This is a genomic window from Tepidibacter formicigenes DSM 15518 (genome assembly GCF_900142235.1).
In the GTDB taxonomy this organism is placed as follows: Bacteria; Bacillota; Clostridia; order Peptostreptococcales; family Peptostreptococcaceae; genus Tepidibacter; species Tepidibacter formicigenes.
Window position 1 is genome coordinate 1 of record NZ_FRAE01000004.1, and the last position, 16,351, is coordinate 16,351.

Consider the following 16,351-nt stretch of genomic DNA (forward strand, 5'->3'; position numbering starts at 1 on the left):
CGTAATAGAGAGGAGATACCCGATAATGAAAGATTTAGAGAAAGAGAACTTCCTAGATATGGGAGAGGACGAGGAAGCGTATCCCTTTGGGATAGAAACAGACGAGAAGACTTACAGATATCAATGTTTGGAGTGTAGATTTGAAGAAGATGTACCTAGGTTTATTATTGATGAATTTATTGAAGATGACTTTTTTGCTTCTGGTTGTGATATTGAGAATTTTGAAGTAAAAATGCCTATACTTATATGTCCAAAATGTAATGGTGAATTAGTTTCAAAAAATACAGATGAGTAGCTCTGCTACTCATCTGAGAGTATCACGAAGTGATATTTTGTTCTGTTAAAAAAAAACAGAGGATATACTAAAGTTTGAAGGATTGCACATAAAAAAATAGAATTAAAAATAAAATGTGTTTTTGGGGGGATTTTACAAATGAAATTATTAAATATTAAAACAGAAATTAGAAAATATGATTATTTTAAAAGTTTTATTGAAGAATTCAACATAGAAGATAAAGATTTAATTTTTACAAGTAAATTTTTATATGAAAGATATATGAAAAAATTAAAGTTGAATTCAGATTTTATATTGAAAGATAAATATGGAAAAGGGGAGCCATCTGATGATATGATTGATAATATTATAGATGATTTAAAATCTAAGAATTATTCTAGGATAATTGCTATTGGAGGAGGATCTATAATAGATATAGCAAAACTTCTAACTTTAAAATTTTCAGGAAATGTTTTAGATTTATTTGAAAAAAATATACCTATAATAAAAGAAAAAGAGTTAGTTGTACTACCAACAACATGTGGAACAGGAAGTGAAGTTACAAACATATCAATTGTTCAAATAAAAGAAAAACAAACTAAAATGGGATTAGCTGTAGATGAATTATATCCAGATTATGCTGTTTTGATTCCTGAATTAATGAAAGAACTTCCAGATAAATTTTTTGTAACTAGTTCTGTAGATGCATTAATACATGCTGTAGAATCTTTTGTATCACCAAAATCTAATGTATATACCGAATTATTTAGTGTGAAAGCTATTGAAATGATTCTTAATGGATATATAGAGATTATTAACAAAGGGAAAAATTACAGAAATGAAATTATAGAAAATTTTATAATGGCAAGTAACTATGCTGGTATAGCATTTGGTAATACTGGAGTGGGTGCTGTACATGCTCTTTCATATCCTTTAGGAGGGAAGTATCATGTTCCTCATGGAGAAGCGAATTATCAATTTTTCTTGGCTGTATTTAGAAAGTATTATTATAAAAATCCAAATGGGAAAATAAGTAAGTTGAATGAGATTTTTTCAAAAGTTTTAGGAAATTATGAAGATGTTTATGAAAATCTAGAAAATATATTAGATAAATTATTATATAGAAAGCCTTTAAGAGAATATGGAATGAAGAAAGAAGAAATAGAAACCTTTACAGATAGTATTATTAAAGGACAGAAAAGGCTATTAGTAAATAATTATATTGAACTGTCAAAAGAAGATATTATATCAATTTATAGAAGTTTATATTAGTTTTTAAGTTATATTTTTAAAATATACAAACTTTGACAAATAATTTTTTGTTACATCTATTGTAATTTCTTATGAATTTAATTAAATAAGTAAAAACTATTGAAAATACAATGTTAAAAAGGTAGAATGTATAAAGTACGTTTTAATAAGATGAAGGATGAAATGGAGGAAAAAAATGTTACAAGTTACTGGTGTAGGATTAAGGTATGGAGATAAGCAATTATTCAAGGATGTTAATATAAAATTCACTAAGGGAAATTGTTACGGAGTAATAGGTGCTAATGGAGCAGGAAAATCTACTTTTTTAAAAATTCTATCTGGAGAAGTAGAAGCTAATGAAGGAGATGTATTTATAACTCCAGGAGAAAGATTATCTGTATTAAGACAAGATCACTTCCAATTTGATAATGAAAAAGTTCTTGATACTGTAATAATGGGACACAAAAGATTATATGAGATAATAAGAGAAAAAGACGCATTATATATGAAAGCTAATTTTACCGATGAAGACGGTATAAAAGCTGCTGAACTTGAAGGCGAATTTGCTGAATTAAATGGATGGGAAGCAGAAACTGAAGCAGAAATAATTTTAATGGGACTTGGTATAAGCAAGGATTTACATCATAAACAGATGAAAGAATTAACTGGGGCAGAAAAAGTAAAAGTATTACTAGCTCAGGCTTTATTTGGAAAGCCAGATATATTACTTATGGATGAGCCTACTAACCACTTAGATTTTAAATCGATAAATTGGTTAGAAAATTTCATAATGGATTTAGAAGATTCTGTTGTAATAGTAGTTTCGCATGATAGACATTTTTTAAATAAGGTATGTACTCACATGGCTGATGTTGACTTTGGAAAGATTCAGATGTATGTAGGTAATTATGATTTTTGGTATGAATCAAGCCAATTGGCATTACAATTGGCTAAAGATCAAAACAAGAAAACGGAAGAAAAAGTTAAGCAATTAAAGGAATTTATAGCAAGATTTAGTTCTAATGCTTCTAAAGCTAAGCAGGCAACTTCTAGAAAGAAACAATTAGAAAAATTAACAATAGAGGATATTCAACCTTCTAGAAGAAGATATCCTTTTGTTGGGTTTAGTCCAGAAAGAGAAATAGGAAATGAACTATTAACAGTAGAGGGATTATCTAAAATTGTAGATGGGGTTAAAGTATTAGATAATGTAAGTTTTAGATTAGAAAAGGATGATAAAGTAATATTTTTAGGAGATGAAATAGCTAAGACTACTTTATTTGAAATTTTAATGGGAGAAATAGAGCCTGATGAAGGTAGTTTTAAATGGGGAATAACAACTTCTAGGGATTATTTACCTAAAAATCACAATAAATATTTTGATGGAGTTGAGTTATCGTTAGTTGACTGGTTAAGACAATATTCTGAAGAAAAGTCTGAAAGTTTTATAAGAGGATTTTTAGGAAGAATGTTGTTCTCAGGAGAAGAGGCTCTTAAAAAAGCTGATGTTTTATCTGGAGGAGAAAAGGTTAGATGTATGTTATCTAAATTAATGCTTTCTAATGCAAATGTATTGATATTAGATGAACCAACTAACCATTTAGACTTAGAATCTATAACTTCTGTAAATAAGGGATTAATAAATTTTAATGGAAGTGTTTTATTTACTTCACATGACCATCAATTTATTCAAACTATAGCAAATAGAGTAATAGAAATAACTCCAAAAGGAGTAATGGATAGAAAAATGTCTTTTGATGAGTATTTAGAAAATAAAGAAATACAAAGTAAATTAGAAGAGATGTATGCAGTTTAAAAATAAATTATTTTTTAAAAAGGGTTGACAAAATGGATAGTAAATAATACTATAATAGTGTAATAGTTAATTAGAGCACTAATATATTACTGGAATAGTTAGGAGAGTTTAGAATGGAATTTAATAATAGTAAACCTATATATCTTCAAATAATAGAAGATATAAAAAAGAAGTTGATTAGAAAAGAGATAAAACCAGGAGATAAAATACCTTCTCAAAGAGAACTTGCAAAAAATATAAAGGTTAATCCAAATACAGTTCAAAGAGCATATAGGGAGATGGAAAGTATGGGTTTGGTAAAGACATTAAGAGGTCAAGGTACATTTATATCTGATGAAGAAGAGCTTTTAAATGAAATAAAAAAGGAAATGGCAAGTGAAGTTCTAATTAAATTTATTCAAGAAATGAGATCTTTAGGATTCAAAGATGATGAAGTTATAAACTTAATAAAATCATGGCAGGAAAAAATATAAGGAGTGATAAGAATGATAGAATTTATAAATGTTAATAAAACTTTTCAAAAAGTAAAAGCTTTAGATGATTTTAATTTAAAAATAGAACAGGGAAAAATAATAGGACTTTTAGGGCCTAATGGATCAGGTAAATCAACTTCATTAAAAATGATTGCAGGACTTAATAAACCTGATAGTGGGAAGGTATTAGTATTTGGAAACGAGCCTTGCATACAAACTAAAAGGGATATTGCTTATCTTCCTGAAATAGATTATCTATATTCAAATATGAACATAAAACAGATATCAGATTTTATATCTGTATTTTATTCTGATTGGGATTTTAATAAATATAAAGAGATACTCAAATTTTTAAATTTAGAAGAAGATATGATAATAGGTAAAGTATCTAAAGGAATGAGAGCAAAAATAAAATTATTACTTACTTTTTCAAGAAATTCAAAAATTGTACTTTTAGATGAACCTTTATCAGGGATTGATATATTAACTAGAGAAGAAATAATAGAAACTATAATAAGAGATTATAAAGAAGGAGAACAAACTATAATTTTATCTACACATGAAATATTAGAAACAGAGAATATATTTGAAGATGTTGTATTTGTAGGAGATGGAAAAGTAAAACTTTCAGGAAATGTTGATGATATAAAGATGAAATATAATATGTCTTTAAGTGAAGTTATGAAGGAGGTATATAAAAATGTTATTTAATTTATACAAAAAGGAAGTAAATAAATTAAAAAAAGAAACTATTATATTTTTAGGATTAGCTTTAATTATAAATATATTTTTTCTTTATAAAACTTATAATGGATGGAATTTAGAAGCAGGATTTTTCATAAATATGTTTTTACTTCCAGCAGCATTTTTAATACCATTAATATTATCAGAATCTAAACTTATAAATCAGGAATTTAAGAATAACACTATATATCTTTTAATGAGTCTTCCTGTATCTAGCCAAAAAATATTTTTAAGTAAATTTTTAGCTGTAATAACTCAATATATTGTATCTAGCTTGTCGATAATTATTTTTACTGGGATACAATTTATAATTTTTCTTAATAGAACATCTTATATACAAGAAATTAAAACGTTACTTGATATAAGAATTTTTAGTGCAGCGATATGTTTTTATATTTTTTCAATAGTTGGACTTATATATATAGTAAGTACTGTATTTTTATCATCTATAATAGGAAAAACATTTAAAAAATATTCAAAATTAATTAGTTTCGGTTCTTTTTTTCTTGTGTTATATATAGGTGGAAAAATTATAGGTTTTATGATGAATATGTTGGAAAAAGTACATATTTCATTACCTAATAATATAGAAACTCAAATACAAATTTTGCATAAGTTAGGTTATGAAATGCTTTTAATTTCATTAATAATATTATTTGTAACTTCTGCAATTTATTTCATAATATGTAGAATTTATGATAAAAAAATAGAAATTTAAGTTGATTTATAGAAATTTATAAAAAGTGAAGAAGTTAACCACTTTGAAAAAGTTTCAAGGTGGTTTTATTTTTGTTTTTTTTATTTAAGCTTTCTGTTTATTAGGTATGTGCTTTAGTTACTGTTGAAGAAATAGTTAAGTGCGCAATAGGAATAACAAGACTTATATCAAATAAATGGATTAAAAATGTTATTCATGATATATAATATAAAATAATGTTTAATATAAAGGTGATATAATATGGATAAAAAAGTAATTCTAATACATGGGTATAGCAAAACTAAAAAAGATATGCTGGTTCTTAAAAAAAATTTAGAAAAATTGGGTTATGAATGTTTTTTAGCAAACTTACCACTAACTTTTAAAGAAATTGAATTTGGAACAGATGTTTTTAAAAGAGAATTAGAAAAGCTTATAATTGACTTAACAGAAGATGAAAAAATAAATCTTGTAGGACACAGTACAGGAGGATTAGTAATAAGAACTTTTTTATCTAATACAAATCTTATAAACCGAATAGGAAGATGTGTTTTAATATCTACTCCGAATAATGGAAGTAAATTAGCTGATATTACTGATAAAATACCATTTAGAATACTTGCTAATATTTTCAAAACATTAAAATCCCTTCAAACTAATAATGTTAAAAATATGAAATTAAAAAATATAGAAAATATAGATATAGGAGCAATTGCAGGAAATAAAAGCAACTTATTTTTAGGACGATTTTTAAAAGGTGAAAATGATGGAAGAATTGAGGTTAATTCTGTTATTTATGATGGATTAAAGGATATAATAATGCTTCCATACGGACATAAAGAAATTCATTATAAACTTGAAACAGCAAGATTAGTTGATAAGTTCTTAAAAACTGGAAAATTTAAATAGCTAGAAAACTTAGATTACAAAAGTCTAAGTTTTTTTATTTTTTTCTTTACAAAACAAAAAAAGATATATATAATCAAACTGTACTATGAATAATAATACAGGTAGCACGGGAGGAGTGTAAAAATGTTTGAGCTAGATTTAAGAAGTAGGCTGCCTATTTATGAACAGTTAGTAGAAAAATTCAAAGAGCTTATAATTAATGAAGTTTTAAAGACTGATGAAAAACTACCTTCAGTACGAATGCTTGCAAGAAATCTTACTATTAATCCTAATACAATTCAAAAAGCATATAGAGAATTAGAAAGACAAGGATATATTTATTCAATAAAGGGAAAAGGAAGCTTTGTAAATCCATCAGAACAAATATCAAATCATGAAAAATTATTAAAAATAAAAAAAGAATTAGTAAAAATCTTATCAGAAGCATTATATTTAGGAATGAAAAAAGAAGATATTATACAAATGCTCTCAGAAATAGAAGATGGACTTAGAGGAGGAGAATAATATGATTGAGGTAAAAAATATAAGCAAATCCTTTGAGGATGCACACGCTCTAAAAAATGTAAATTTAACTGTTAATAAAGGCTCAATTTATGGGTTAGTAGGGTCAAATGGAGCAGGAAAAACAACTCTTTTAAAACTTTTGGCAGGATTATATAAACAAGATAGAGGGGAAATATTCATAAATAATGAACCTATATTTGAAAATATCAATATAAAATCAGAAATGGTATTTATGCCTGATGCTCTTTACTTTTTTCCACAATACACAATAAAAGAGATGGCTAATTTTTATAAAAGTATTTATTCTAATTGGAACAGTGAAAGATTTGAAAAATTAAAAAATGTATTTAATATAGATGTAAAAAAGAGAATAAATAGTTTATCTAAAGGAATGCAAAGACAAGTAGCATTTTGGATTGCTTTATCTACAATGCCAAATATTATGATTTTGGATGAGCCAGTTGATGGATTAGATCCAGTTATGAGGCAGAAAGTAAAAAATTTAATAATTCAAGATGTTGCTCAAAGAGAAATGACAGTATTTATTTCTTCCCATAATCTAAGAGAGCTTGAAGATATATGTGACCATATAGGGATTTTACATAAAGGAAGTATTATAATTCAAAAAGATTTAGATGATTTAAAATCAGATATTCATAAAATACAAGTTGCCTTCAAAACAGAAATTCCTAAAGATTTTTTGAATAATTTAGATGTTCTTTATAAAGAAGAAAGAGGAAGTATAATGCTTTTTATTGTTAGAGGTAATAAAGAAGAGGTTATTTCTAAATTTACAAAGTATCAACCGGCTATTTTAGATGTGCTACCTCTTACTTTAGAAGAAATATTTATTTATGAAATGGGGGATGTTGGATATGAAATTCAAAACATCATTTTTTAATAAAGGAATATTAATAAATGATTTAAAAAGATTCTCTTGGATAGGGATAATATATTTATTAGGTTTATTTTTCGCTATACCTTTAAGAATGTTAATGACTTATAGTGATATACAAAACAATTACTATTATATAGAAAATAATCCTATAAAAAGAATATTTGATTTTAGAGCTGAAGAGCCAATATTATTAACAGTAGTTATACCTGTTTTACTTGCTATATTTTTATTTAGATATATGCAGGTTAAAAAGTCAACAGATATGATTCACTCTCTTCCAATAAAAAGAAAAAACTTATATAATAATCAAATATTAATTGGAATAACATTTTTAATACTGCCAGTAATTATTACTTGTATTACAGCTATTATACTAAACTCAACACTAAATTTTAATGAATACTATACAAAAGATATTTTAAAAACAATAGACATTTTAAGATGGGCTGGTATAAGCATTCTTATGGATATAGTAATTTTTATGTTTAGTGTTTGTATAGGTATGCTTACAGGAATATCAGTTGTACAAGGTGTACTTACTTATATATTTTTATTTTTACCTGTAGGTTTTAGTGGGTTGATATTTTTTAATATTCAAGAATTTATTTATGGTTTTAACATGGAATATTATTTAAGGGATAAAATATTTATATTGTCACCTTTGACAAGAGTATTTGAAGTCAGAAATGAAAATATGCCAATGAGTACAAAGGAAGTATTAGTATATATAATTATTTGTATTATTTTATATTTTGTATCAAGATTTATATATAATAAAAGAAATTTAGAATCGGCATCTCAATCCATTGCTTTTAGCAAATTAAAACCTGTATTTAAATATGGGGTAACATTTTGCAGTATGCTTTTTGGTGGATTTTATTTTGGGGAAACTCAAGAAAGTATTTATTGGATATTTTTCGGATATTTCATATCATCTTTAATTGGATACTTTGTTGCAGAAATAGTTATAAACAAGTCATTAAGAGTTTTTAGAAATATAAAGGGATATTTTATTTATTCTATAGTAGTTGTGATACTGTTATTAGGAGTCAAATTTGATATTATAGGATATGAAGGATATGTTCCAGATTTAAAAAAAGTAGAAAGTATATATTTTGATACAGGTTTTTATAAATTAAGAGAACCTAAAGAAAAAGTAGTCTTTTATTATGAAAAAGAAAATTTAAAAAATATTCAAGAGTTACATAAAAAAATTATACAGCATAAAGAAAATAAAAATGACAAAAATTCAAATCAAAGAATAGCACTTGTATATAATTTAAAAAATGGAAAAAAAGTAGCAAGAGGATATTATATTAAAAAAGAGGATTATTCAAAATACTTTAAGCCTATCTACGAATCAAAAGAGTATAAAAAAATAAATTTCGATATTTTTAATGTTAAACATATAGATATTGAAAAAATTACAATTTATCCTATAGAAAATGTAAATAAAAAAGCAGTTATAACTGATTCAGAAGATATTAAAGAAGCTTTAGAAATTTTAAAAAGTGAAACATTAAATCAAAAATATGAGGATATGATAGACGAAAGAATAGATTGGGCAGATATAAATATTTTATTAGCAGATAACAAAAAAGCTGATGAAGAAGATAAATATGACCATACAATGTATTTTGGATGGGAAAAATCTTTTACTCAATTTGAAAAATGGCTAAAGAAAGAAGGATATATTGAAAACGCTAGAACTATGCCAAAAGATATTGCATACGCTGTTGTTGAGAAAAGAGAAGGAAAAGAGAGAGATAATCTTTATATAGATGAAAAAAATAAGAATGTAAAGAGATTAGATATATTTGATAAAAATAAAATTGAAATTTGCTTAAGAAATTATGAAAGTAAATCTGATGAAGATGTAAAATATATAATAGGGTTTTATTCAGAAGATAAAAATTCTATTAATTATGGAACTTTTGATGAGAATAATGCTCCTGATTTTATTAAAGAATATTTTAAATAGAAAAATAAAAGGAATCCAAAATAAAAGAGGATTCTTTGGAATTAATATCAAATACAAATAAGTGCATTAAAAAAATAAACTGTTTATAATATAAATAATCAAACAAATTTGAGAAAAACTATAGTAAGTAATATATTTATATATTGTAAAATATTTTAGAAAAGAAAATCATGTTATTGCTATGGAATCAAAAAATATATAAAATTATGCTGAATTATAAATAAATATTAATATAAATAAAATTTTCCTAAATTATAAAATAAAAAAGTTAGTAAAAAAATTATGTTTAGAAGATTTTATGTATTGACAATATGGCTAAAAAATATATAATTTTTTTGTAGAAAATATTTTAGAAATGGGGAATAAAATTGCCGAAAATTATCAAAGATAAATTAAAATTATACGGATTTAATAATTTAACAAAATCATTAAGTTTTAACATTTATGACATTTGTTATACAAAAACAGAAGAAGATCGTAAAAAATATATTGAATATATTGATGAACAATATAATTCAGAAAGATTAACAAAAATTTTAACTAATGTTACAAATATGATAGGAGCAAGTGTATTAAATGTTGCAAAACAAGACTACGATCCTCAAGGAGCAAGTGTAACATTACTTATTTCAGAAGAAGAAGTACCTTTATATGTACTTGATCCATCTTGTAATAGAGGAATTATAACTCCAATACGTGAAAATATAGTAGGACACTTAGACAAAAGTCATGTAACGGTTCATACTTATCCTGAAACTCATCCTGAAAATGATATTAGTACATTCAGGGTAGATATAGATGTTTCAACTTGTGGGGAAATATCGCCACTAAAAGCTTTAAATTATTTAATAGATAGCTTTGATTCAGATATTATTACTGTAGATTACAGAGTTAGAGGATTTACTAGAGATGTTAAAGGTGAAAAACATTATATAGATCATAAAATTAACTCTATACAAAATTTTATTGCTAAAGAAACATTAGATAGATACAATTTGATTGATATGAATATATATCAATCTAATATATTCCACACAAAGATGAAGTTAAAAGATATAAAGCTTGATAATTATTTGTTTGAAATTGAAGAGGAAGATTTAACTAAAGAAGAAAGACAAAATATCATTAATAAGTTAGATAAAGAAATGACAGAAATATTCTATGGTATAAACCTTCCTAATATATAGAATAAAAAATAAGGGGCTGTTTTTTAAAAAACAGCCCCTTATTTTTTAAAAATTTACATAATTATGTAGATTATATATACTGACTTTTAGAATAATAATAAATAATTATTTATACATATAGTTAAAAGAAAAGTTTGGTAGAGAGAAGTTATATGGATAATAATATTAATTTTGTTATTGAAAAAAGAATTTTTATTATTACATATGGAAATTATTATTGTAAATAGTAAGTTAATTATAGTAAATAATAAAACTAACAAGAGCCATTAATGTTTATATACTAAAAAAATTATTAAATAACTTAAAAGTTATAAATATTAATATTTGCGAAGGGATGAAATGATATATGAAAAAAATAAGTATTTTTTTTATGGTTCTATTGATGTTATTATTTACTGGGTGTAAAAATAAAGAAGTAATAAACAATATTAGTTTCAACAGTTCTGATACAATAAATTATAATATAACTATGAAAAGAGATTTATTGTGTTTGATGATGGCTTATCCTGAGCATATTACTGATATAGAACATGGAAAAGATGGGTATGTATATATAGTAATGAAATCAGGAGATAAAATAATTTACGATGACAAAAAGGTAAAAAACTTTAAAGAAAAATTATCAAATCCAGACTTACAAGATATGTTGGAACAAATTTATCCTAATACTGATATTAAGAATATTATGAAGGAAGATTTTGATCCAGGACGTATTAGACATTATAAATTACTTAAAGAGATATATGGCAGCACTAAAGAACAAATACAATCAAACCTCACCAATATAAAAGTTGGTTATAAATATTGCTTATTTAATAATAATAACAAAGCAGCAGAGTCTTTAAAGGCAGTAATGAAAGAACTTATACCTCTTGCTCAAAAGCGAAGTGATATCTATTCATGTGTTTTTCCAACAAGTGGGACTTTTAACTACCGATTAATTTCAGGAACAAATCGATTAAGTGCTCATTCTTTTGGAATAGCAATTGATCTTGCAAGAGATAAAAGAGATTATTGGAAGTGGACTTCAAAAGAAGATGGTGAAAAAAGGTTAAACAAATATCCAAGGGAAATTATTCATATTTTTGAGAAAAATAATTTTATTTGGGGTGGAAAATGGAATCATTTTGACATATTACACTTTGAATACAGACCTGAATTCATTCTAAAATCTAGATATTTTTCTAATAAGCCTATTAATGGAAAGCCATGGCATGATGGACTTCCTTCTATAGATGAAAATGTGCAAAAGTATATTCAACTAATTAATACAAAATTAAAATAAAAATCTGCGTATAGGCTGTTGGCAAATTGTCAACAGCCTATAATTTTCTATTTGCTTTTAAAGACAAAATAATTAAAAGATGTTATAATATTTTGGGAAAAAGTGAGGTGGTAAAATGAATAATAAGGAAAAAATTATTAATAATGATGAAAATAGTATTGCAGGAAGCGGATGTGAGATATTAGTTCCATTTAATGAAAGAAGGCCTCTTGAGGAAATTGAGCGTAGTATTATAAAAAAATATAGAAAAAATATATGGTCAAAGTTTATTAAGGGCATAAAAGACTATAACCTAGTAGAAGATGGGGACAAAATTGCTGTAGCTATATCAGGTGGAAAAGATAGTATGCTTATGGCTAAATTATTTCAGGAATTAAAGCGCCATGGCCAAATTAATTTTGAGTTAGAGTTTATTGCAATGGACCCAGGATATCATGAAAGTATAAAAGAGTTACTTATTGATAACTGCAATTATTTAAATATACCAATTCATATTTTTGAATCAGGTATTTTTAAAATAGTTGATAATATTGCAAAGGATTACCCTTGTTATATGTGTGCTAAAATGCGTAGAGGTGCATTATATTCAAAGGCTCAAGAACTTGGATGCAATAAGCTTGCTCTTGGACATCACTTTAATGATGTTATTGAAACAACTTTAATAAATATGTTTTATGCAGGAAATTTTAAAACTATGCTTCCAAAATTAAAGTCACAAAATTATGAAGGCTTAGAATTAATTAGACCAATGTATCATATTAGAGAGCAGTATATTGAAAGATTTATACAAAATAGCGGAATTTGGCCTTTAAATTGTGCATGTATGGTAGCTGCAAAAAAAACATCAAATAAAAGACACGAGATTAAAGAATTAATAAAGAAATTAAAGGAAAATTTTGAAGATGTGGACAAATCTATTTTTAAAGCAGCTGAAAATGTAAATATAGATGCCATATTAGGATGGCAGAAAAATGGAAACAAATATTCTTATTTAGATTTTTATGATGAAGAATAAAATTATATTTTTAGGGTAATTTGTTATTGACTATTTATATAATATTTGTTAAAATTCTATTTAATAATTAAAAACGAAATAACATAAACAATGTGATATAGAGGCCGCGGGTGTAAAGAGTACTAAATACTTAAATAGTTAGTATATAGGAAAGGTGCAACCGCCGAAATACATAAACTTATGTATTGGGACTATGTTGAATAAGCATAGTACTGTCTTTAGATTATAGCCCAATTTTCTAAAGGGGAGCTATATCATGTTGGGGCAAAAGGCGTTGTTGTTTTTGTATAAGACTATATTTTGTTTTGTAAAAAACAGTCATGAGCACCTTTTGCTCATGGCTGTTTTTTAATTTGAAAAAATAAATAATGATATAAACAATGTGATATAGAGGCCGCGGGTGTAAAGAGTACTAAATACTTAAATAGTTAGTATATAGGAAAGGTGCAACCGCCGAAATACATAAACTTATGTATTGGGACTATGTTGAATAAGCATAGTACTGTCTTTAGATTATAGCCCAATTTTCTAAAGGGGAGCTATATCATGTTGGGGCAAAAGGAGTTATTGTTTTTGTATAAGACTATATTTTGTTTTGTAAAAAACAGTCATGAGTACCTTTTGCTCATGACTGTTTTTTATTAAAAATTAATTATATAAGCGGGAGAGGGGATTAAATATGAGACTATTTGAAACTATGAATATAAACAATCTAGGAAATTTAGAAATAGGAAATTGTGACACTGTGGAATTGGCAAAAGAATTTGGAACTCCTTTGTATGTAGTAGACGAAGAATTAGTTAGATATAATTGTAAATTATTTAAAGATAGTTTTAAAATTGAAGATATTGACACTGAAGTAATATATGCATCTAAAGCTTTTTTAAATTTAGCTATGTGTAAGATTATAGAAGAGGAGGGATTGTCTTTAGATGTTGTATCTGGAGGAGAGTTATATACAGCTTTAAAGGCAAATTTCCCTTCTAATAGAATTTATATGCATGGAAATAATAAAACACAAGATGAATTAATATTAGCTATTGAGTCGGGTGTAGGAAGGATAGTTGTAGATAATAGACAGGAGTTAGAATTAGTAGAGTATTTATGTGAAGAATTAGGTGAAGAAGTGAATGTTTTATTAAGAGTAAATCCAGGTATAGATGCTTATACTCATGAGTATATTCAAACTTCTAAAAATGATTCAAAGTTTGGTGAATCAATATATAGTAGGGATATTTTCTGGATAATAGATAGGTTTCAAAGAAGCAATAGATTAAATTTAAAAGGCTTTCATTGCCATATAGGGTCACAAATATTTGAGGAAAAATCATTTTATTCAAGTATTTTAGTAATGCTTGAGTTTGTAAGTAAAATTGAAAGGAAATGTAATTTTATTACTGAAGAATTAAATATAGGTGGAGGATTTGGGGTACGTTACACAGAAGAAGATAATACAATAGATTTAAAGACTTGTCTTAAAAAAATGATTTTATTAATAAAAGAAACAACAAGTAATATGAATATAAAGACTCCAAAGATAATGATAGAACCAGGAAGAGCTATAATTGCTAATGCGGGAATAACTCTTTATGAAATAGGTGGAACTAAAAATACCTATGGAGGTAAGCATTATATATTTGTTGATGGAGGTATGACTGACAATCCAAGAACAGCATTATATGGTGCAAAATATGAAGCTGTTGTTGCTAATAAAATAAACTTAGAAAATAGTCAAATATATACTGTTGCAGGAAAGTGTTGTGAATCTGGAGATATTATAATAAAAGATATTCAATTACCAAAAGTTGAGAAAAATGACATATTAGCAGTATTTAGTACTGGGGCATATAATTACAGTATGTCTAGTAACTATAATAGAATTCCAAGACCAGCAGTAGTATTTGTTAGAGATGGAGAAGCAAGGCTTGCTGTTAGAAGAGAAACTTATGAAGATATTATTAAAAATGATATATTGTTTTAATAAAATAAGGGGGAGATTAAGTTGCCAATGATAGTTCAAAAATATGGAGGAACTTCTGTAGGAAGTATAGAAAGAATGAAGGGTGTAGTAAAAAATGTATTAAAGGAAAAAGAAAAGGGTAATGATGTAGTAGTTGTAGTTTCTGCCATGGGTAAAGCTACTGATAAGCTTATACAAATGGCTAAAAAAATTTCTGACAATCCATGTAAGAGAGAATTAGACATGCTTATGTCTACTGGAGAACAAGTATCTGTTGCATTGTTATCAATGATACTTAAAGAATATGGATATGATTCAATATCTTTAACAGGCTTTCAAGCAGGAATAAAGACTGAAGGATTTCATACTAAAAATCGAATATCAGATATTGATATTGAAATAATAAAAAAGCATTTGAATGATGGAAAAATAGTAGTTGTAGCTGGTTTTCAGGGGATAAATAAAAATGGTGATATTACAACATTAGGAAGAGGTGGATCTGATACTACTGCAGTTGCTATAGCTGCAAAACTTGGATGTAATTGTGAAATATATACAGATGTAGAGGGAATTTATACTGTTGATCCTAGAGTCTATACTGAGGCAAAAAAATTGGATTATATAAGTTACGAAGAAATGATGGAATTATCAAGTTTAGGTGCTGGAGTTATGGAAACAAGAGCAGTTGAGATAGGTTGTAAATATAATATACCTATTTATGTTGCGTTAAATAGAGGAAATATAAAAGGAACTTATATAAAGGAGTATGATGAAAATATGGAACAAAAAGTGATAACAGGATTAACAACTAGTGATGATGTTTTAATGATTACTATAAATAATGTTTTATATAGTTGCAAAAATATAGCTTTAATATTTGAAAAACTATCTGAAAATAATATTAATGTAGATATGATAAGTCAAACTGCTCCACATGATGGATATGTTAATGTTTCTTTTACTACATCTAAAGAAGATATGTATGCTGTTGATGATATAATAGAAGAACTTAAAAATGAAATGAAAGATATAGAAATATCTAAAGAGTCAAATATAACAAAATTATCTGTTGTTGGTATAGGTATGATGAATCAATCAGGAGTTGCAGCTAGAGTTTTTAAAATATTTTCAGAAAATGGTATTGAATTTAAGCAGGTGACAACTTCTGAGATAAGTATATCTTATGCAATAAATGTCATGGATAAACAAAAGGCTATAATTTCAATAGCAAAGGAATTTGATTTATAAAAAATAAATTATAAATTTAATTAAAAGTAGTCAAATTTATTGAAATTAAGGAAAATGGGTATTATAATATGAAAGATGTATTAAGTTTATGCAAAAAAACATAGGAGGT

General features: G+C 25.8%; 15 protein-coding genes and 2 riboswitches. All 15 genes read left to right on the forward strand.

Features of this window, described 5'->3' with window-relative positions; genetic code table 11:
* On the forward strand, positions 1-295 hold a 295-nt coding region (locus BUA77_RS00030; RefSeq protein ID WP_072886363.1), incomplete at its 5' end, for a hypothetical protein.
* A 138-nt stretch (positions 296-433) separates the two neighbouring features.
* A complete protein-coding gene (locus tag BUA77_RS00035; protein ID WP_072886364.1) occupies positions 434-1,546 on the forward strand; it encodes a 4-hydroxybutyrate dehydrogenase in 1,113 nt (370 codons plus the stop codon).
* Positions 1,547-1,721: 175 nt separating this feature from the next.
* Complete coding sequence (locus BUA77_RS00040) at positions 1,722-3,341, forward strand: ABC-F family ATP-binding cassette domain-containing protein (protein ID WP_072886365.1); 1,620 nt, start codon at positions 1,722-1,724, stop codon at positions 3,339-3,341.
* 113 nt (positions 3,342-3,454) lie between these two features.
* Positions 3,455-3,814, forward strand: a complete 360-nt coding sequence (locus tag BUA77_RS00045; RefSeq protein ID WP_072886366.1) for a GntR family transcriptional regulator — start codon at positions 3,455-3,457, stop codon at positions 3,812-3,814.
* 12 nt (positions 3,815-3,826) lie between these two features.
* Complete coding sequence (locus BUA77_RS00050; protein ID WP_072886367.1) at positions 3,827-4,525, forward strand: ABC transporter ATP-binding protein; 699 nt, start codon at positions 3,827-3,829, stop codon at positions 4,523-4,525.
* Positions 4,515-5,276 (forward strand): ABC transporter permease, encoded by a 762-nt coding sequence (locus BUA77_RS00055; protein ID WP_072886368.1) that lies wholly within the window; start codon positions 4,515-4,517, stop codon positions 5,274-5,276. The genes BUA77_RS00050 and BUA77_RS00055 overlap by 11 nt, the downstream gene beginning before the upstream one ends.
* A gap of 240 nt (positions 5,277-5,516) precedes the next feature.
* Entirely contained in the window at positions 5,517-6,164 is a 648-nt protein-coding gene (locus tag BUA77_RS00060) for an alpha/beta fold hydrolase (protein ID WP_072886369.1), read from the forward strand.
* 123 nt (positions 6,165-6,287) lie between these two features.
* Positions 6,288-6,668 (forward strand): GntR family transcriptional regulator, encoded by a 381-nt coding sequence (locus BUA77_RS00065; protein ID WP_072886370.1) that lies wholly within the window; start codon positions 6,288-6,290, stop codon positions 6,666-6,668.
* A 1-nt stretch (position 6,669) separates the two neighbouring features.
* Complete coding sequence (locus tag BUA77_RS00070; protein WP_072886371.1) at positions 6,670-7,569, forward strand: ABC transporter ATP-binding protein; 900 nt, start codon at positions 6,670-6,672, stop codon at positions 7,567-7,569.
* On the forward strand, positions 7,544-9,547 hold the full coding sequence (locus tag BUA77_RS00075; RefSeq protein ID WP_072886372.1) for a DUF6449 domain-containing protein: 2,004 nt from the start codon (positions 7,544-7,546) through the stop codon (positions 9,545-9,547). Before BUA77_RS00070 ends, BUA77_RS00075 begins: the two co-directional genes overlap by 26 nt.
* 368 nt (positions 9,548-9,915) lie before the next feature.
* Positions 9,916-10,734, forward strand: coding sequence for an adenosylmethionine decarboxylase (speD, locus tag BUA77_RS00080; protein WP_200773894.1), 819 nt, complete (start codon positions 9,916-9,918; stop codon positions 10,732-10,734).
* Between the two features lie 346 nt (positions 10,735-11,080).
* On the forward strand, positions 11,081-12,019 hold the full coding sequence (locus tag BUA77_RS00085) for a M15 family metallopeptidase (RefSeq protein ID WP_072886373.1): 939 nt from the start codon (positions 11,081-11,083) through the stop codon (positions 12,017-12,019).
* Between the two features lie 115 nt (positions 12,020-12,134).
* Positions 12,135-13,034 (forward strand): tRNA 2-thiocytidine biosynthesis TtcA family protein, encoded by a 900-nt coding sequence (locus tag BUA77_RS00090; RefSeq protein ID WP_072886374.1) that lies wholly within the window; start codon positions 12,135-12,137, stop codon positions 13,032-13,034.
* A 90-nt stretch (positions 13,035-13,124) separates the two neighbouring features.
* Positions 13,125-13,294, forward strand: a riboswitch (Lysine riboswitch).
* 120 nt (positions 13,295-13,414) lie between these two features.
* Positions 13,415-13,584: riboswitch (Lysine riboswitch) on the forward strand.
* Positions 13,585-13,713: 129 nt separating this feature from the next.
* Positions 13,714-15,015 carry a diaminopimelate decarboxylase gene (gene lysA, locus BUA77_RS00095; RefSeq protein ID WP_072886375.1) on the forward strand — a complete coding sequence of 434 codons (1,302 nt, stop codon included), beginning with the start codon at positions 13,714-13,716 and terminating at the stop codon, positions 15,013-15,015.
* Between the two features lie 27 nt (positions 15,016-15,042).
* Positions 15,043-16,242: an aspartate kinase gene (locus BUA77_RS00100; protein WP_330389931.1), complete on the forward strand. Its 1,200-nt coding sequence runs from the start codon at positions 15,043-15,045 to the stop codon at positions 16,240-16,242.
* Positions 16,243-16,351 lie beyond the last annotated feature (109 nt).